At 68.2% G+C, this 16,182-nt stretch carries 16 protein-coding genes; 12 read left to right on the top strand and 4 right to left on the bottom strand.

Features of this window, described 5'->3' with window-relative positions; translation table 11 throughout:
- The first annotated feature begins 5 nt into the window (after positions 1-5).
- From ACNQVK_RS07110 to ACNQVK_RS07160, 11 genes are all read left to right on the top strand, one after another.
- Positions 6-1,097, top strand: a complete 1,092-nt coding sequence (locus tag ACNQVK_RS07110; protein ID WP_418034014.1) for a DUF4185 domain-containing protein — start codon at positions 6-8, stop codon at positions 1,095-1,097.
- 71 nt (positions 1,098-1,168) lie between these two features.
- A complete protein-coding gene (locus ACNQVK_RS07115) occupies positions 1,169-1,570 on the top strand; it encodes a hypothetical protein (RefSeq protein ID WP_418028963.1) in 402 nt (133 codons plus the stop codon).
- Between the two features lie 105 nt (positions 1,571-1,675).
- Complete coding sequence (locus ACNQVK_RS07120) at positions 1,676-2,113, top strand: Fur family transcriptional regulator (protein ID WP_044521244.1); 438 nt, start codon at positions 1,676-1,678, stop codon at positions 2,111-2,113.
- Positions 2,114-2,226: 113 nt separating this feature from the next.
- Positions 2,227-2,754 (top strand): hypothetical protein, encoded by a 528-nt coding sequence (locus ACNQVK_RS07125; protein WP_418028964.1) that lies wholly within the window; start codon positions 2,227-2,229, stop codon positions 2,752-2,754.
- 17 nt (positions 2,755-2,771) lie between these two features.
- On the top strand, positions 2,772-3,413 hold the full coding sequence (locus ACNQVK_RS07130; RefSeq protein ID WP_409548091.1) for a sensor domain-containing protein: 642 nt from the start codon (positions 2,772-2,774) through the stop codon (positions 3,411-3,413).
- A gap of 77 nt (positions 3,414-3,490) precedes the next feature.
- A complete protein-coding gene (egtA, locus tag ACNQVK_RS07135) occupies positions 3,491-4,762 on the top strand; it encodes an ergothioneine biosynthesis glutamate--cysteine ligase EgtA (protein WP_418028965.1) in 1,272 nt (423 codons plus the stop codon).
- Positions 4,759-6,033, top strand: coding sequence for an ergothioneine biosynthesis protein EgtB (egtB, locus tag ACNQVK_RS07140; protein ID WP_418028966.1), 1,275 nt, complete (start codon positions 4,759-4,761; stop codon positions 6,031-6,033). Before egtA ends, egtB begins: the two co-directional genes overlap by 4 nt.
- Positions 6,033-6,725 carry an ergothioneine biosynthesis protein EgtC gene (gene egtC, locus ACNQVK_RS07145; RefSeq protein WP_418028967.1) on the top strand — a complete coding sequence of 231 codons (693 nt, stop codon included), beginning with the start codon at positions 6,033-6,035 and terminating at the stop codon, positions 6,723-6,725. Before egtB ends, egtC begins: the two co-directional genes overlap by 1 nt.
- A complete protein-coding gene (egtD, locus tag ACNQVK_RS07150) occupies positions 6,722-7,687 on the top strand; it encodes an L-histidine N(alpha)-methyltransferase (protein WP_418028968.1) in 966 nt (321 codons plus the stop codon). Before egtC ends, egtD begins: the two co-directional genes overlap by 4 nt.
- Positions 7,684-8,799, top strand: coding sequence for an ergothioneine biosynthesis PLP-dependent enzyme EgtE (egtE, locus tag ACNQVK_RS07155; RefSeq protein WP_418028970.1), 1,116 nt, complete (start codon positions 7,684-7,686; stop codon positions 8,797-8,799). The genes egtD and egtE overlap by 4 nt, the downstream gene beginning before the upstream one ends.
- Positions 8,800-8,843: 44 nt before the next feature.
- Positions 8,844-10,427, top strand: a complete 1,584-nt coding sequence (locus ACNQVK_RS07160; protein ID WP_418028971.1) for a DUF222 domain-containing protein — start codon at positions 8,844-8,846, stop codon at positions 10,425-10,427.
- A 9-nt stretch (positions 10,428-10,436) separates the two neighbouring features.
- Here ACNQVK_RS07160 and ACNQVK_RS07165 read toward each other — a convergent pair whose 3' ends face one another.
- Both ACNQVK_RS07165 and ACNQVK_RS07170 read right to left on the bottom strand, forming a co-directional pair.
- A complete protein-coding gene (locus ACNQVK_RS07165; protein ID WP_418028972.1) occupies positions 10,437-11,117 on the bottom strand; it encodes a class I SAM-dependent methyltransferase in 681 nt (226 codons plus the stop codon).
- A gap of 18 nt (positions 11,118-11,135) precedes the next feature.
- On the bottom strand, positions 11,136-12,605 hold the full coding sequence (locus ACNQVK_RS07170; RefSeq protein WP_418034016.1) for a glutamate--cysteine ligase: 1,470 nt from the start codon (positions 12,603-12,605) through the stop codon (positions 11,136-11,138).
- An 81-nt stretch (positions 12,606-12,686) separates the two neighbouring features.
- On the opposite strand from ACNQVK_RS07170, the gene ACNQVK_RS07175 reads away from it, so the two are divergent.
- On the top strand, positions 12,687-13,814 hold the full coding sequence (locus ACNQVK_RS07175) for an acyltransferase family protein (protein WP_418028973.1): 1,128 nt from the start codon (positions 12,687-12,689) through the stop codon (positions 13,812-13,814).
- Here ACNQVK_RS07175 and ACNQVK_RS07180 read toward each other — a convergent pair.
- On the bottom strand, positions 13,744-14,430 hold the full coding sequence (locus ACNQVK_RS07180) for a DUF5336 domain-containing protein (protein ID WP_418028974.1): 687 nt from the start codon (positions 14,428-14,430) through the stop codon (positions 13,744-13,746). The two genes, ACNQVK_RS07175 and ACNQVK_RS07180, sit on opposite strands and share 71 nt — an antisense overlap.
- Before the next feature lie 15 nt (positions 14,431-14,445).
- Positions 14,446-16,152: a type VII secretion protein EccE gene (gene eccE / locus ACNQVK_RS07185; protein WP_418028975.1), complete on the bottom strand. Its 1,707-nt coding sequence runs from the start codon at positions 16,150-16,152 to the stop codon at positions 14,446-14,448.
- Positions 16,153-16,182 lie beyond the last annotated feature (30 nt).

Here is a 16,182-nt window from a genome sequence, read left to right on the forward strand (position 1 = left end):
TCGCGATGCTCGCTGCGGCGGTGTGGCAGGCCCCTTTCGCCCACGCCAATCCGGGCTTCGGCGATCCGGTGGTGCCTCCGCTGACCCCCGGCCAGGTGCTGCGAATCGGGCCGAGTGCCGGAACCGGTACGCCTACGGCTGATTACGGTATCGGTGCGACGGATCTGTGTGAGTTCATGGAGTTTCCCAGTCGGGTGCTCCAGGTCTGCGGTGACAGCTTCGCGGGGCAGGCCGTCGGCTTCGGCGGCTGGCACTCACCGGTGGCTCTGCACGTCGATGCCGACTCGATCGAGGACGCGGGCGGTGTGCGCTACCGCGGTGTCACCGGGGTGGACAAGCCGTTGCTGGCGGACCCGACGCCGCCGGGCGGATCCCAGTTGCCTGCCGGTGTGGTGGCGATCAACCGGGAGAACTACATGATGGTCACCACCACCTACAACCTCAAGCCGTACAGCTCCCGGTTGGTGAAAGCCGATGCGGCCCGGCCGAATTGGCCGACGGTGCCCGGTTCGGTGCGTGACGCCACGTTTGTGGGTGGCGCCCAGTCGCAGATCACGGGCTACTACGACCCGGTCCCGGCGCCGGATTCACCGAGTGGGTGGGTCTACATCCTGGCCAACAATTTCGATCGCAGCAGCCCGCCGTTCCTGTACCGGGCGAACCCGAAGACCTTCACCGACCGGGCCGGCTGGCAGGGCTGGTCGTCGGCGGGCGGCTGGGGCAAGCCGCCGACGGCGTTGTTCGCCGACCGCACGGGGGAGATGAGCATCCGGCAGATCGACGGCAAGCCCGTGCTGTCGTACTTCAACGCCACCAACGGAAACATGGAGATGCGGGTCGCCTACGACCCGACCGGTCTGGGTACGGCACCCGTGACCACGGTGGTGTTCGCGAGTGCCTGGCCCGACCCGGTCGACTCGTTGCCCCCGCCGGAGGTCAACCAGTTGGCCCAGCCCTACGGCGGCTACATCTCGCCGGGATCGACGCTGGATCAGGTCCGGGTTTTCATCAGCCAGTGGAACACCATGGCCCGCGGCGGCTCGCCGTACCGCGTGATCCAGTACGCGGTGAACCCGATCAAGCCCTGGGAGCAATAGCCCGGGTCTTTCAAAGCTGATTCACAGCCAATTCTTGATCAGCACCTCACCAGCCCTCGCATGCTCGTGTCATGACTGAAACACCTCCCACGTCCGACCCCGCGACGGAGCCGGTAGCTGCGCCGGCAGCACCGCCCGTGGTCACCGCCCCGCCTGCCGAGAACAAGCCGAGCCGCCTGCTGCAGGCCCTCGCCTGGGTGGGTATCGCGGCAGGCACCGTCTTCATCGTCGCCGTGGTCTTCGGTACCGGGTTCTTCCTCGGTGCACATTCCGGTGGCGGCGACGGCCATCACCACCGCGGCGGCCACGACCGCGGCGGCATGATGATGTTCCACCGCGGAGGGCCGGACGGCGGACCGGGGCGGATGGGACCGCCGCACGGCATGATGCCGCCGTGGGGTCCCGGTGGGCCCGGCTCGATTCGGCCCGGGTGGCCCCGGTTGGGGACCCGGTGGCCCCGGCGGACCGGGTAGCGGCCCGGAGCGCGCTGAGACGCCGCCGACACCCGCACAGCCTGCGCGACCATAATCACAGTCCGCTCTTTTGGACTGACTCCAAAGAGCGCGCATACTGGAGCCGTGACCACGGTGCATGAACACGACCCCAAGGCCCTGTTGCGGGCTGCCGGGCTGCGTGTGACCGCACCGCGGGTCGCGGTTCTCCAGGCGCTGGCCGACCATCCGCATTCGACTGCAGACGATGTGGCCGGTCTGGCCCGCGAAAACCTCGGCTCGGTGTCGACCCAGGCGGTCTACGACGTCCTGCGGGCCTGCGTCAATGCGGGTCTGGTCCGTCGTATCGAACCCGCCGGCTCCTCGGCGCGCTACGAGACCCGCGCCGGCGACAACCACCATCACCTGGTCTGCCGGGTGTGCGGTGCGGTTGCCGACGTCGATTGCGCTGTCGGGCAGACCCCGTGCCTGGAGCCCTCTGAACTGGCCGGATTCGCGGTTGACGAAGCCGAAGTCGTGTTCTGGGGAGTCTGCGCGGATTGCCAGACACCCGCACCCAACTAGACCACTCTGCAGCCCAACGGACGCCCCGGCCACTTCCCCTTGGTGGCCGGGGCGCCTGGCTTTTCACCCAAGCACTGGGTCGGGTGCGGGGAATCGTGAGATTCTCGCTAACCATGACGCGCAATCGGCTCCTGGTTGCGGCACTGATCGCAGTGCCGCTGCTGGCCGCCGGCTGCGGCGCGGGGGCCGAACCCGAGCGCGGTGCGGCCATGGTCTTCGCGGTCGGTGATTGCGTGAGCGTCCCGGCCACCACACCCGTTGCGCCCGAAGTGACCCGCGCCGGCAAGGTGTCCTGCGACGTCGACCCCAGCTACACGGTCGGGGCCATCGCCGACGGTGCCGGGAAGTGCCCGAGCGCCGAATACCAGCACCTGCCCGCCGGGCTCGCCGATCCGTCGACCGCGCGTCTGTGCCTGGTTCCCAATCTGGTCGCCAATCACTGCTACGAGCTCGGCATGCCCGCGGGCATGGTGGAGCTGACCGACTGCACCGCGCGCACCGAACGCGGTCCGGGCGTGATGGTTCAGGTGACCCAACGGCTGGACGTACGGGACGGGTCGGCCTGCCCCGCCGAAACAGGGCACTACGCCTGGCCCTACCCGTCGCCGGCGCGAACCTATTGCACGCGGACGGTTCACTAACTGGCATGATCGAGGCCATGCGTGCCCTGACTGTCGGTTTCGGGCTGGCCGGTCTGGCGCTGGCATTGGCTGCACCTGCTGGTGCGCGTCCCTCGGATCCTGGTGTCGTGTCCTACGCCGTCATGCCCAAGGGCTCGGTGGGCAACATCATCGGTGCTCCGATGACGTGGGAGTCCCAGTTCACCGTCCCGTTCCAGGCTTTCTCGGTCGAGAACCCGGTGTGCAACAACTGGGCCGACATCGGCCTGCCCGAGGTGTTCAACGACCCGGACCTCGCCTCGTTCAACGGCGCCACCACCCAGACGACGGCCGGTGACGACAACCATTACGTCAAGCAGGCGATCGGGGTGTTCGCGACGCCGGAGGCCGCCGACCGGGCCTTCCACCGGGTGGTGGACCGCACCAACGGCTGCTCGGGCCAGACCACCGCGATGCACCTGGACAATTTCGTGACCCAGGTGTGGACGTTCACCGGCGGCCCGGCGAGCGCCACCGACGCGGATTGGGTGAAACAGGAGGCCGGCACGGACCGCCGCTGTTTCAACACCACCCGCAAACGGGAAAACGTCCTGCTACAAGCCAAGGTGTGCCAGTCCGGCAACGCCGGCCCCGCGGTCAACGTGCTGGCCGGCGCCATGCAGAACACGCTGGGGCAGTAGAACGTGTCGGTCCGATCTGGATGATGGAACAGAACCGAGCCGTTTGAATCCGGTGAGGACCGGGAGGGGTGGTTGCCATGGCAGTACCCGTCAGGGCTGATGCAGCCCATCTGACTCCCGTCGAGTTCACCAGCGCCGAACACGCCGCAGCCTTCATCGGAGAGCACTGCCTCGATGACGGGCCGGTCGGGCAGGTCGGTCTGGAGATCGAGGCGCACTGTTTCGACCTCGACGATCCACATCGGCGCCCGGGCTGGGAGGAACTCTCCGAGGTCATCGCCTCGGTGCCCGCGCTGCCCGGTGGCAGCCGCATCACCGTCGAGCCTGGCGGTGCGGTCGAACTGTCCGGCCCGCCGGCCGACGGACCCTCGGCCGCCATCGCCGCACTGCTCGCCGACCGGGCCGTGCTGCGTACGGAGTTCGAACGCCGCGGTCTGGGGCTGGTGCTGCTGGGCGCCGATCCGGTCCGGCCCACCCAACGGGTCAACCCTGGCGCGCGCTATCAGGCCATGGAGCAGTTCTTCGCGGCCAGCGGATCGGCCGAACCCGGCGCAGCCATGATGACGTCGACCGCCTCGGTTCAGGTCAATCTCGACGCCGGTCCGCGGGACGGCTGGGCCGAGCGGGTACGGCTGGCCCACGCGCTCGGCCCGACGATGATCGCCATCACCGCGAATTCGCCCATGCTCGGCGGTCAGTTCACCGGCTGGCAGTCGTCACGGCAGCGGGTGTGGGGGCAGCTGGATTCCGCGCGCTGCGGGCCGATCCTGGGCGCCGACGGCGACGATCCGGCCAGTGACTGGGCGCGCTATGCGCTGCGGGCACCGGTGATGCTCGTCAACACCCCGGATGCCGTCCCGGTGACCAACTGGGTCCCGTTCGCCGACTGGGCCGACGGACGCGCGGTACTCGGCGGGCGCCGCCCCACCGAGGCCGATCTCGAGTACCACCTGACCACGCTGTTCCCGCCGGTGCGGCCGCGGCGCTGGCTGGAGATCCGTTATCTCGACAGCGTTCCGGACGCCCTGTGGCCCGCCGTGGTTTTCATGACGACGACACTCCTGGATGATCCGGGGGCCGCCGCGATCGCCACCGAGGCGACCGCACCGGTGGCCACCGCGTGGGACCGGGCCGCCCGGATCGGGCTGGCCGACCGCCGCCTACAGGAAGCGGCCGTCGCATGCGTCTCGGCCGCGGCGGAGCGGGCCCCGGCGGAGTTGGCGGAATCGATGGCGCAGTTGACGCGTTCGGTCCAGGAGGGACGCTGCCCGGCCGACGATTTCGCCGACCAGGTGGTGGCTCACGGAATCGCTGCCGCGATGAGCCAACTGGTGAAGGGCGAGCTTTGACCACACGCGAGACGCTGGCACAGCAGCTCACCAGGGCGCGGGAACGCACCTTGGGTCTGGTCGATTTCGACGATGCCGAACTGCATCGCCAGTACAGCCCGTTGATGAGCCCGCTGGTCTGGGATCTCGCCCACATCGGCCAGCAGGAGGAGCTGTGGCTGCTGCGCGGCGGCAACCCAGACCGTCCGGGCATGCTGGCCCCGGACGTGGACCGGCTCTACGACGCCTTCGTGCACTCACGGGCCAGCCGCGTCGCCCTCCCCTTGCTGCCGCCCACCGATGCGCGCACGTACTGCGCGACCGTGCGGTCCCGTGCTCTCGATGCCCTCGACGCTCTTGACGCAGACGACTCCGGGTTCAACTTCGGTCTGGTCATCAGTCACGAGAACCAACACGACGAGACCATGCTCCAGGCGCTGAACATGCGAGCCGGCCCGCCGCTGCTCGACACCGGCAGCGCGCTGCCCTCCGGCCGACCCGGACTGGCCGGCACGTCGGTACTGATCCCGGGTGGCCCGTTCGTGCTCGGGGTGGACGAACTCACCGAACCGCATTCGCTGGACAACGAGCGCCCGCCGCATGAGGTCGACGTGACCTCCTTCCGCATCGGGCGGGTGCCGGTCACCAATGCCGAGTGGCGCGAGTTCATCGACGACGGCGGCTATCAACAGCAGCGTTGGTGGTCCGAGCCCGGTTGGGCCCATCGCCAGGAGGCGGGGCTGACGGCACCCGAGTTCTGGGGGCACGACGGCACCCGCACCCGGTTCGGCCACATCGAGACGATCCCGGCCGACGAACCCGTCCAGCACGTCACGTTCTTCGAGGCCGAGGCGTACGCCGCCTGGGCAGGAGCCCGGCTGCCCACCGAAATCGAATGGGAGAAGGCCTGCGCCTGGGATCCGGTGGCGGGGAGCCGCCGCCGATTCCCGTGGGGCTCTTCCGAACCCACCGAGGCACTGGCCAACCTCGGCGGCGACGCGCGCCGGCCCGCCCCCGTGGGGGCATATCCGGCCGGTGTATCGGCCTACGGTGTCGAGCAGATGCTGGGTGACGTCTGGGAATGGACCACGTCCCCGCTGCGGCCGTGGCCCGGCTTCACGCCGATGGTGTACGACCGCTACACCGAGCCCTTCTTCGACGGTGACTACCGGATCCTGCGCGGCGGTTCGTGGGCGGTGTCCGCCGACATCCTGCGGCCGAGCTTCCGCAACTGGGATCATCCGATCCGGCGCCAGATCTTCTCCGGCGTGCGGTTGGCCTGGGACGTCTGATGTGCCGGCATATCGGATGGCTGGGCGCACCGCGATCGGTGGCCTCGCTGGTGCTGGACCCGCCGCAGGGCCTGTTGGTTCAGTCGTACGCTCCGCGTCGGCAGAAGCACGGGTTGATGAATGCCGATGGTTGGGGTGCAGGGTTTTTTGATGAGGGCGTGCCCCGGCGGTGGCGCAGCGACAAGCCGCTGTGGGGTGACGCCTCCTTCGCCTCGGTCGCACCGGCGTTGAGCAGCGGGTGTGTGGTCGCGGCCGTGCGCTCGGCGACCATCGGCATGCCGATCGACCCCACGGCCTCGGCGCCGTTCACCGACGGGCAGTGGCTGCTGTCGCACAACGGGGTGGTCGACCGTGCGGTGCTGCCGTTGACCGGAGAGGCCGAATCCGTTGTGGACAGCGCGGTGCTGGCCGCGTTGATCTTCTCTCGGAGCCTCGATGCCCTGGGTGAGACCATCGCTGAGGTGGGCGCGCTGGATCCGAATGCCCGGCTGAACATCCTGGCTGCCAACGGTTCTCGTATGGTTGCCACCACCTGGGGCGACACCTTGTCGATGCTGCGACTGCCGGATGGCGTCGTGCTCGCCAGTGAACCCTACGACGACGATCCCGGCTGGTCCGACATCCCGGACCGCCATCTGGTGCACGTCTCTGACTCGCATGTCGAGCTCACCCCACTGAAAGGTTCGGTATGACGCTCACCCTGTCCAACTATCTGGCGGCCGATTCCGCCGCCACCGCGCTTCGTCACGATGTACGCGAAGGGCTGGCCCAGTCGCCGAAGATGCTGCCGCCCAAGTGGTTCTACGATTCGGTTGGCAGCGATCTGTTCGACCAGATCACCCGCCTGCCCGAGTACTACCCGACGCGCACCGAAGCGCAGATCCTGCGGGACCGCTCGCCGGAGATCACCGAGGCCGCCGGGGCCGACACCCTCGTCGAGCTGGGCAGCGGCACTTCCGAAAAGACCAGGATGCTGCTCGACGCGATGCGTGACGGCGGGCAGTTGCGCCGGTTCATCCCGTTCGACGTCGACGCCGGCGTGCTGCGCGCTGCCGGAGATGCCATCGGCCAGGAGTATCCCGGCATCGAGATCGACGCGGTGTGCGGTGATTTCGAAGAACACCTGGGCAAGATCCCGTCGGTGGGGCGCCGTCTGGTCGCGTTCCTCGGTTCGACGATCGGCAATCTGACACCCGGTCCGCGAGCGGATTTCCTGACGTCCCTGGCCGAGACCCTGCAGCCCGGCGACAGCGTGTTGCTGGGCACCGACCTGGTCAAGGACACCGACCGGTTGGTCCGCGCCTACGACGACAGTGCCGGTGTCACCGCGGCGTTCAACCGCAACGTGCTGTCGGTGGTGAACCGTGAGCTCGACGCCGATTTCGACCTCGACGCATTCGAGCATGTGGCGAAATGGAATGCCGACGAGGAGCGCATTGAGATGTGGCTGCGGACGGACGCACCGCAGCAGGTCAGGATCGCCGGTCTGGATCTCGACGTCGCATTCGGTGCCGGTGAGGAGATGCTCACCGAGGTGTCGTGCAAGTTCCGGGCCGACGGGGTGGCCGACGAATTGGCGAAAGCCGGCCTTCGGCAGACCCATTGGTGGACCGATGACGCCGGTGACTTCGGCCTGTCGCTGGCGGTGAAGTGAGCCTCGCGCAGCAGTGGGCGGACGCCCGCCCCAAAGTCGCCGGACTGCACCTCGACAGTGGCGCCTGCTCGCGGCAGAGCCTCGCGGTGAGCGATGCCGTCGCCGCACATGCCCGCCATGAGGCCGAAGTCGGCGGCTACGTGGCCGCGGAGGCGGCGGCACCTGTGCTCGCGGCGGGCCGGGCCGCGGTTGCGGCACTGACCGGGCTCGATGCCGCTGACGTGGTCTACACGACGGGCTCCAACCATTCCCTGGACCTGCTGCTCGGCAGCTGGGCGGGGGAGCGCACGCTGGCCTGCCTGCCCGGCGAGTTCGGGCCGAACCTGGCGGTCATGGCCGCCAACGGTTTTCAGGTGCGCGCTCTACCCGTTGACGGGGATGGCCGGGTCGCGATCGATGAGGCGGCCCGCGCGCTGGCCTCCGATCCGCCGGCACTGGTGCACTTCACGGCACTGGCCAGCCACCGCGGGGTGGCTCAGCCGCTGGCCGAGATGGTCGCGGTGTGCCGCGAGGCCGGGGTCCCGATCGCGGTGGACGCCGCGCAGGCATTCGGGCATCTGGACTGCAACGTCGGCGCCGACGCGGTCTACTCGTCGTCGCGCAAATGGTTGGCCGGGCCGCGTGGGGTCGGTTTCCTGGCCGTGCGGCCGGAACTTGTCGGTCGGCTGCAACGACGTGTGCCTCCGGCGTCGTGGGATGTGCCGGTGAGCGTGCTGGCGAGCTTCGAGCACGGTGAGCACAATGCCGCGACCCGCGTCGGATACTCAGTTGCTCTCGGTGAACACCTGGCCGCCGGACCGGATAACGTGCGCGGCCGGCTCGCCGAGGTGGGCCGCACAGCCCGGCAGGTGCTGGCCGGGGTACCCGGATGGCGGGTGGTGGAAGCCGTCGGCGAACCCACCGCGATCACCACGCTCGAACCAACCGACGGTGCCGATCCGACCGCGGTGCGGGCCTGGCTGATCGCCGAGCGCGGAATCGTCACCACCGCATGTGAATTCGCGCGGGCTCCGTTCGAGATGGCCAAGCCGGTGCTGCGGGTTTCACCGCATGTCGACACGACTGCCGAGGACCTGGAGCAGTTCGCCGAGGTATTGCGGGACGTGCCTTAGGCGTTTGCCGGCGGATGTCGGTGGCACCAACTACACTCGAACGCATGTTCGATATCGAGTTCGATCCGGTGGTACCGGGTCAGCTCGTGGAAGTGCTGGCCGACAGTGCGCGTGCAGAGGCGCGGTTGATCGCGACTCGGATGGCAGCGGTGGCGGACTTGTTGGCGCAGCGGACCGCTGAACTCAATGTCGAGGGTGTGCACCCGAACTACATGATCCTCACCGGGTTCGCCCGCGCGAGCGCTGAGGTGGGGGCGGCGTTGAACCTGACCTCGGGCGCCGCCAGCCGGCTCGTTGGGCAGGCCGAGGCATTGCGCGACCGGCTGCCCCGATTGGCCGCGCTGTTGAGCGACGGGCAGACCGACTGGCGCACTGTCGAAATCGTGATCACGCGGACCCGGTTCGTCTCGCCGCGGGTGATGGAGCAGCTGGACGAGGAGCTGGCGCAGCGGATTACCGGGTGGCAGTGCTGGTCTGACGGGCGTATCACCACCACCGTGGATGCCAAGGTGCGGACCTTGGACCCGGCCGCGATCTGCGAACGCGAACATGCCGCCGACCGCCGCCGGGTCGACGTGAGCCCGCGAGGGGATGGCACAGCCAAGATCGACGCCATCGTCACGACTCGTGCCGGATTGACCTTCGACTCAAAGCTTTCGGAGATGTCGGCCAGGCTGTGCCCGAAAGATCCGCGCAGCAACGACCAGCGCCGCTCTGATGCAATCGAGGCCCTGGCGGAGGGGCGAGAGCTGTCGTGCGAGTGTGGCCGCGCCGCGTGTCCGGTCCGGTCGACGAACGAGCCGTCAGAGCCGCCGGTCAAGGTTGTGGTCAACGTGATCGCCGAACGTGACACGGTCCTCGGGACCGGGACGGCGGCCGGGTATGTGTGTGGCTTCGGGGTGGTCGACGCCGAGCAGGTTCGGGAGCTCGCTGCCGAAGCCACAACGAGGTTGGTGACCGAGCCGGAGGTGGATGCTGCGGCCGCGCTGCGTTATCAGCCGACGGTGTCGGTCCAGCGCTGGGTCCGTTGCCGCGACCTGACGTGTCGATTCCCCGGATGTGAGCACCCGGCCGAGTCCTGCGACATCGACCACACGGTGCCGTTCGACCACAGCGATCCATCTCGCGGTGGGCTGACTGTCCCGGCGAACTTGAAATGCCTCTGCCGTTTTCATCACCGGCTCAAGACTTTTGGCGGTTGGAGCGATGAGCAGTACCCGGACGGCACCGTGGTGTGGACATCGCCGAGCAGTAAGATCTATCGCACCACGCCGGGCGGAGCCGATCTGTTCAACAGCTTCAGGCCTGCGCCATGCGGCCAACCCGGCCCGCAGCGGCCCCGGACCGTCACCCGCGCCGCGCGAATCGAACAGACCCGCGCCAAGAACCGGCGGCTCCGTCCGGTCAACAAGGCCTACCGCCGCACCCAAGCGGCCCGGCGACAGGAATTGGAGCGGCGGCGCAACCGCAACCGCATGCGGGCCACCCTGAAATTCTTCAAAGGCGATGAGCTCAGCACCAGCCCGTACTGCACCTGGATCAACGACCCATTCGAACCCGAGGAACTACCCCCGGACTGGGAGCCGCCACCTGAACGGCCGCCGGCCCCGGAGGACCCACCGTTCTGAGCGGGTGGGTCAGGCCTTGTGCGCGGTCAGCAGGAACGCGGGGAATTTGATGCGGCCCTTTTCGTCGAGCTCGTGCTGCGGCAGTTCGACGGGGGCGTCCACAGGCAATCCAGCGGCGTTCGCATGGATGAATGCCGGCCGGATGTCGTCGACCACCCAGTACTTGGACACCGCGTCGCGGAGTTCTTCTTCGGACACCTCGTTGGGCTTGGTCTCCAACTCGGCCGGGAACGCGCCTTTGGCGAACACCAGCACGTAATAGTGCGCACCCGGTGCAGAGGCCCGGTGGATGGATTTCAGGTAGCCGTCGCGACCTTCGACCGGCAGGGAGTGGAACAAGGTCGAGTCGATCACGGTGTTGAACCGGCCGTCGTAACCCGTGAACGAGGTGATGTCGGCTTGGGCGAAGCTCGCCGTCGACAGCCCGCGCACCTGTGCGGCATTGTTGGCCGCGGCGATCGCCGTCGGGCTCAGATCCAGGCCTACGACGGTGTAGCCGTCCGAGGCCAGCGCGAGCGACAACTCGGCATGCCCGCAGCCGGCGTCGAGGACATCGCTTTCGAACTTCCCGGCCCGGTGCAGCGCAGCAAGCTCGGGCTGCGGCTCACCGATATTCCACGGTGGCGGGCCCTCGAAACCTGCTTCCCCCTTGTAGGCGCCATCCCAGTCCAAGACCTGTCCAGATGTCATGGCTCCAACGTACGCGCCTCAATCCCAGGTATGGACGGGCTCATTACTGTGCATCCGCTGGACATACTCCCGCAACATTTCGGCCAGCGCCTTGGGCCTGGTCAACCCCCGTGATTGCAGTTTCTTCACCGTCGCTACCTGCCAGGTCGCTCCGGTCTGTCCGGTCTTGGCGCGACCTTCGATGACCCCCAGATACCGGTCGCAGACTTCCCCTGCCACACCCCACCGGCGCAGCCCGTCGTGCGCCATCGGGAGCAGCCTGCGCAGCACCAACTCATCGGGCGTCACCTCGCCCAGGCCGGGCCAGTACAGCCGGGCGTCCAGACCGTGCTGGGCGCCCTCGACGAAGTTGTGGTGGGCCGCGGCGAAGCTCATCTTGGTCCACAGCGGGCGGTCCTCTTCGGACAGCGTCCGCAGCAGGCCGTAATAGAACGCCGCGTTGGCGAGCATGTCCACAACGGTCGGGCCGGCAGGCAGCACGCGGTTCTCCACCCGCAGATGGGGAACACCGTCCACCACGTCGTACACCGGGCGGTTCCACCGGTAGATGGTCCCGTTGTGCAGCCGCAGCTCGGCGAGCTGAGGCGCCCGGCCTGCCGCGAGCTCGGCGGCCGGATCCTCGTCGGTCAGCTCGGGCAGCAACGACGGGAAGTACCGCACGTTCTCCTCGAACAGATCGAAGATCGAGGTGATCCAGCGCTCGCCGAACCAGACCCGGGGCCGCACCCCCTGAGCCTTGAGCTCATCGGGACGGGTGTCGGTGGACTGCGTGAACAGCTCGATGCGGGTCTCGGCCCACAGTTGATGGCCGAAGAAGTACGGCGAGTTGGCGCCGACCGCCAGCTGTGGTCCGGCCAGCACCTGAGCGGCGTTCCAGTTCCGGGCGAAATCGGCGGGGGAGACCTGCAGGTGCAGCTGCATGCTGGTGCACGCGGATTCCGGCGCGATGGACGCCGACTGCAGGCTCAGCCGTTCCGGCCCGGAGATGTCGATGGGCATGTCCTCGCCGCGGGCGGTGAAGATCGAGTCGTTGAGCGCCTGGTACCGCGTCGACTGGCTCATCCAACCGTCGGACAGATGCTCGGGCATCAGCGTCGGCAGGATGCCCACCATCACGATGTGCGCGCCGTCCTCGCTGGCCTTGACCTCGGCGGCATTGAGGCTGCGCCGCACCTCGTCCTCGAGTTCCAGCGCGGCCCGGCCGGGTAGCGGGCGTGGCGGGACGTTGAATTCGATGTTGTAGGCGCCCAATTCGGTCTGATAGGCCGGATCGGCGATCGAGGCCAGGACCTCTTGGTTGGTCATCGCGGGCTGGTATTCGTTGTCGACGAGGTTGCACTCGATCTCCATGCCGGTGAGCGGGCGCTCGAACTCGAAACTCGACCGGGCCAGCATGGTTTCGAACACGTCGAGGCACAGCTGCACCTTGCGCCGGTACTCCTGCCGGTGCGCGCGGCTGAACTCGGTGTTCTTGACCTCTTCACCCACACCGCGATGCAACAACGCGAACGGCCGCGCGCGCAGCAGAATGGCCAAATGACCACGGAGGCGGGCCGACCAAGGAGCACGGTGGTTGAGGACGACCAGGGCGGGCTCGAGCAGGTCTCGCACGCGGATCGCATCGCGTCGCTGACCGGTGTGCGCGCGGTGGCCGCGCTGACCGTGATGGGAACCCACGCGGCGTACGGGACCGGCCTGCTCTCCCAGGGGTACCTGGGTTTGATGAGCGCCCGCCTCGAGGTGGGGGTGGCGATCTTCTTCGTGCTCTCCGGGCTGTTGCTGTTCCGGCCCTGGGTGCAGGCGGCTGCCTCGGGGGCCGACGCGCCGAGCACCCTGCGCTACGCGCGAAATCGGTTCCGCCGCATCATGCCCGCCTATGTCGTCACGGTCCTCATCGTCTACGGCGTCTACGAACTGCGGCCCGTACAGCCGAATCCCGGGCACACGTGGGCGGGCCTGCTCCGCAACCTGACGCTGACCCAGATCTACAGCGACAACTACTTCACGGACTACCTGCACCAGGGGTTGAGCCAGATGTGGAGCCTGGCGGTGGAGGTCGCGTTCTACGCGGTGCTGCCGCTCATGGCCTACCTGCTGTTGGTGGTGTTGTGTCGCAGACGTTTTCGACCTGCCCTGCTGCTGGCCGGGTTGACCGGTCTGGCCGCGATCAGCCCGCTGTGGTTGGTGCTGCTGCACAACACCGAATGGATGCCGGTCGGCGGTGGGGCATGGCTGCCGCACTATCTGGTCTGGTTCGTCGGCGGGATGATGCTCGCCGTGCTGAGCGCGATGGGCGTGCGCTGCTATGCGATGGCGGCGCTGCCCCTGGCACTGGCCTGCTATCTGGTGGTCTCGACCCCGATCGCCGGGATCACCACCGCGGTATCCCTCGACCTGACCGAGGACCTGGCCAAGACGATGTTCTACGCGATCATCGCGGCCCTCGTGGTGGCCCCCCTGGCACTGGATGGGGACGGCCTCTACGCGCGACTGATGGGCAGCAGGCCGATGGTGGCCCTCGGCGAGATCTCCTACGAGGTCTTCCTGCTGCACGTGGTCGCCATGGACCTGGTGATGGAGTTCGTGCTGGGCTGGAACGTCTACACCGGTTCGGCCACCGTGTTGTTCATCGTGACGTTGGTGGCCACGGTGCCTGCGGCGTGGCTGCTCCATCGGCTGACTCGGCCGCGCGGTTAGTGGCCGGACCGGCACCCGCCCGCCCCGGTGGGGCCACCGCCCCGCCGGACTGGGCGGGCGCCGCGGCAGCGGTCCGGCCGTAATCCTGTTGCGGCGACAGCAGATCGGCGTAATCGCCGTACTGGGGTGCTTGCTGCGTGGCTTGGGACTGGGCGTAGGCCTGGCCGTAACCGCTGCGCTGCGCCGCATCCGGTTGTGCCACCGCGCCCTGCTGGTAGTACTGCTGGACCGCCTGGTTGTAGTAGTCGAGGTAGGCCTCGTACCCACCGGCGGCAGTGGCCTTCGGCGTCTCCGGTGCCAGCCACAGCGCCGCGATGGCCGCCACGGTCTGCATCCCGTTGAGTACCGCGATCGCGGTCAGCACCCACCCCGAGGAGGTCAGGACGTTGGACAAGGCGTCGAGAAAACCCGCCGCGGCCAGGATGGCAGTGAGCCATGGGATGGCAGTCTGCTTGGGCAGCAAGCCGATTGCGGCCGCCAGGCCGGCCAGTACCGCGAACCTGACGTGCCAGTCGTTGCCTCCGCCGTCGGCCGCAGGCCCGAAACTCACGCAGTAGCCGGCAAGACCCAGCACCACCACCGCGATCGACAGGTTGCGGCTCGGTGAATTGACCACGATCACTCCTTCACATCAGTCGATGCTGTTCGCGGATGCTCTCAGATAACGCATCTCGTCATCGGTGGCGACCATCGTGACCACCGCCGAGCCGGCTTGGGTGCTCACCTTGACCGTGTCGTGTTCGAGCGAGATCAGGTCGAGGACCACGTCGGCCTGATCGGACGGCCGGGTGTTCGGCGGGGCGAGCACCATGGTTGTCACCCCGATCCGGACCGATTGCTCTGGTACACCGTCGAACATCTCGACGGTGTAGTTGCGCTCCGCACCGGCCTGGATGGCGCGCCGGTTGAAGTCGGCAACCCACAGCAGGTCATGGCGCCCGACGACCTCGACCATGTCGCGCCAGAACGCGGGCCGCCGGCTGTGCACCAGCACCCGGGCACCCAGGGCCAGCGAGCGCAGCACCACCTGCTGGGCGAGATGCAGGGTGCCCACGATCTCGACCCGGCGGATCTGGGGCCCGAAGACCGGCAGCGCCACCGCGCGGCCCTCCTGGTCGGCGCCGATCACCTGACCGCAACCCGAAGCGGGCAGGGCCAGATCACTGAGTGCGTCGCCGCGAAGTCCGGAGGCCCAGTGCTCGATGTGGCGGGCGCCGGGAACCTCCGGGATCGGAAGGGTCGCCGCGAGCGCGGAGAATTGCTGACCGTGCAGCGGGATGAGCCCGCGTAACTGGGTGGGGACGCGCACGTCGCTGTCGAAGCGGGCGAGTCCACGGACCTGGACCAGATCGTCGTCGGCGCCGTGATCGGGGGCCTCACGCAGCGACAGACACACCGTGGTGGAGTAGCTGGGCACCGTCCACAACAGCCCGAGTCCGGCCGTGGTCAGCATGTTCGGCTGCACGGCGAAGCTGGACAGCCGGAAGTGGCCTTCCCTGCAGTCCTCCCAGGTCTCCTCGACGGTGCCGAGGTTGACGCCGTCGCTGAGCTGATTGGTGGCCGCCGCGATGCCGCTGGCCGACAGGAACTGGGGCTGCAGACCTGCCTCGGCCAGCCGATTGGCGACGCGCCGGGTCGCGGTGGTGGCGGCACGCAGGATGCCGTCGCGGTCGCCGCCACGGCGCCGGACCGCCTCCGCGCAGCGCGACGGGTTGAATCGCACGGCAATCCACACGGTGCGCTGGGCAATCGCGGGCAGCGGGCCCAGCACGGAGTCGTAGACCGCGGCGACGTCGGTGTGACCGGCCGAGCGGGCACCCTGGCTGATGATGTCGATGGACTCGAGCGTGATGTCGAACTGACGCAGGCAGTCCAGCAGGGCCTGCACCGGAACCATCTCGCCGGAAACGGTGACCCCCGGCTCCAAAACCGTCAGAGCCCTGGGGTTTTCGTCGATCTTGAGCAACGACAGCAAAGTCGAACCGTTCCAACGGAATCCGATCTGCAGTCCGTCGGGAGTCGGAACGTCGAACGGCTCGGTCGGCAGGGAAGCCGGAGCGGACTTGCCGGTGCGTCGTCGTCGATTGCGCAGAAACCTCCCGCGCAGCGCCAGCGCCCGCGGTGCCGTCGTACCCCGGACGACCGGAGCAACCAGCAGTAACCCAAGCACCAGGGCCACCGCCGCACCCTGCCAACCGGGCCGGTCCAGTAGCTGGGCGCCGACGATTCCGACGACGACGATAATTTGCAGGGCGATCAGGTCGACCAAGGGGAAGAGCCGCTGCGGGCCGGTATCACCGGCGGTGACGAGCTTTGCTGCGAAAGTCAATGGACGCATCGCTTTTCGGATAGGCGCTCGGACTTCATC

Origin of the sequence: Mycobacterium sp. 134, assembly GCF_048282715.1 — a bacterium.
Lineage (GTDB): Bacteria > Actinomycetota > Actinomycetes > Mycobacteriales > Mycobacteriaceae > Mycobacterium > Mycobacterium septicum.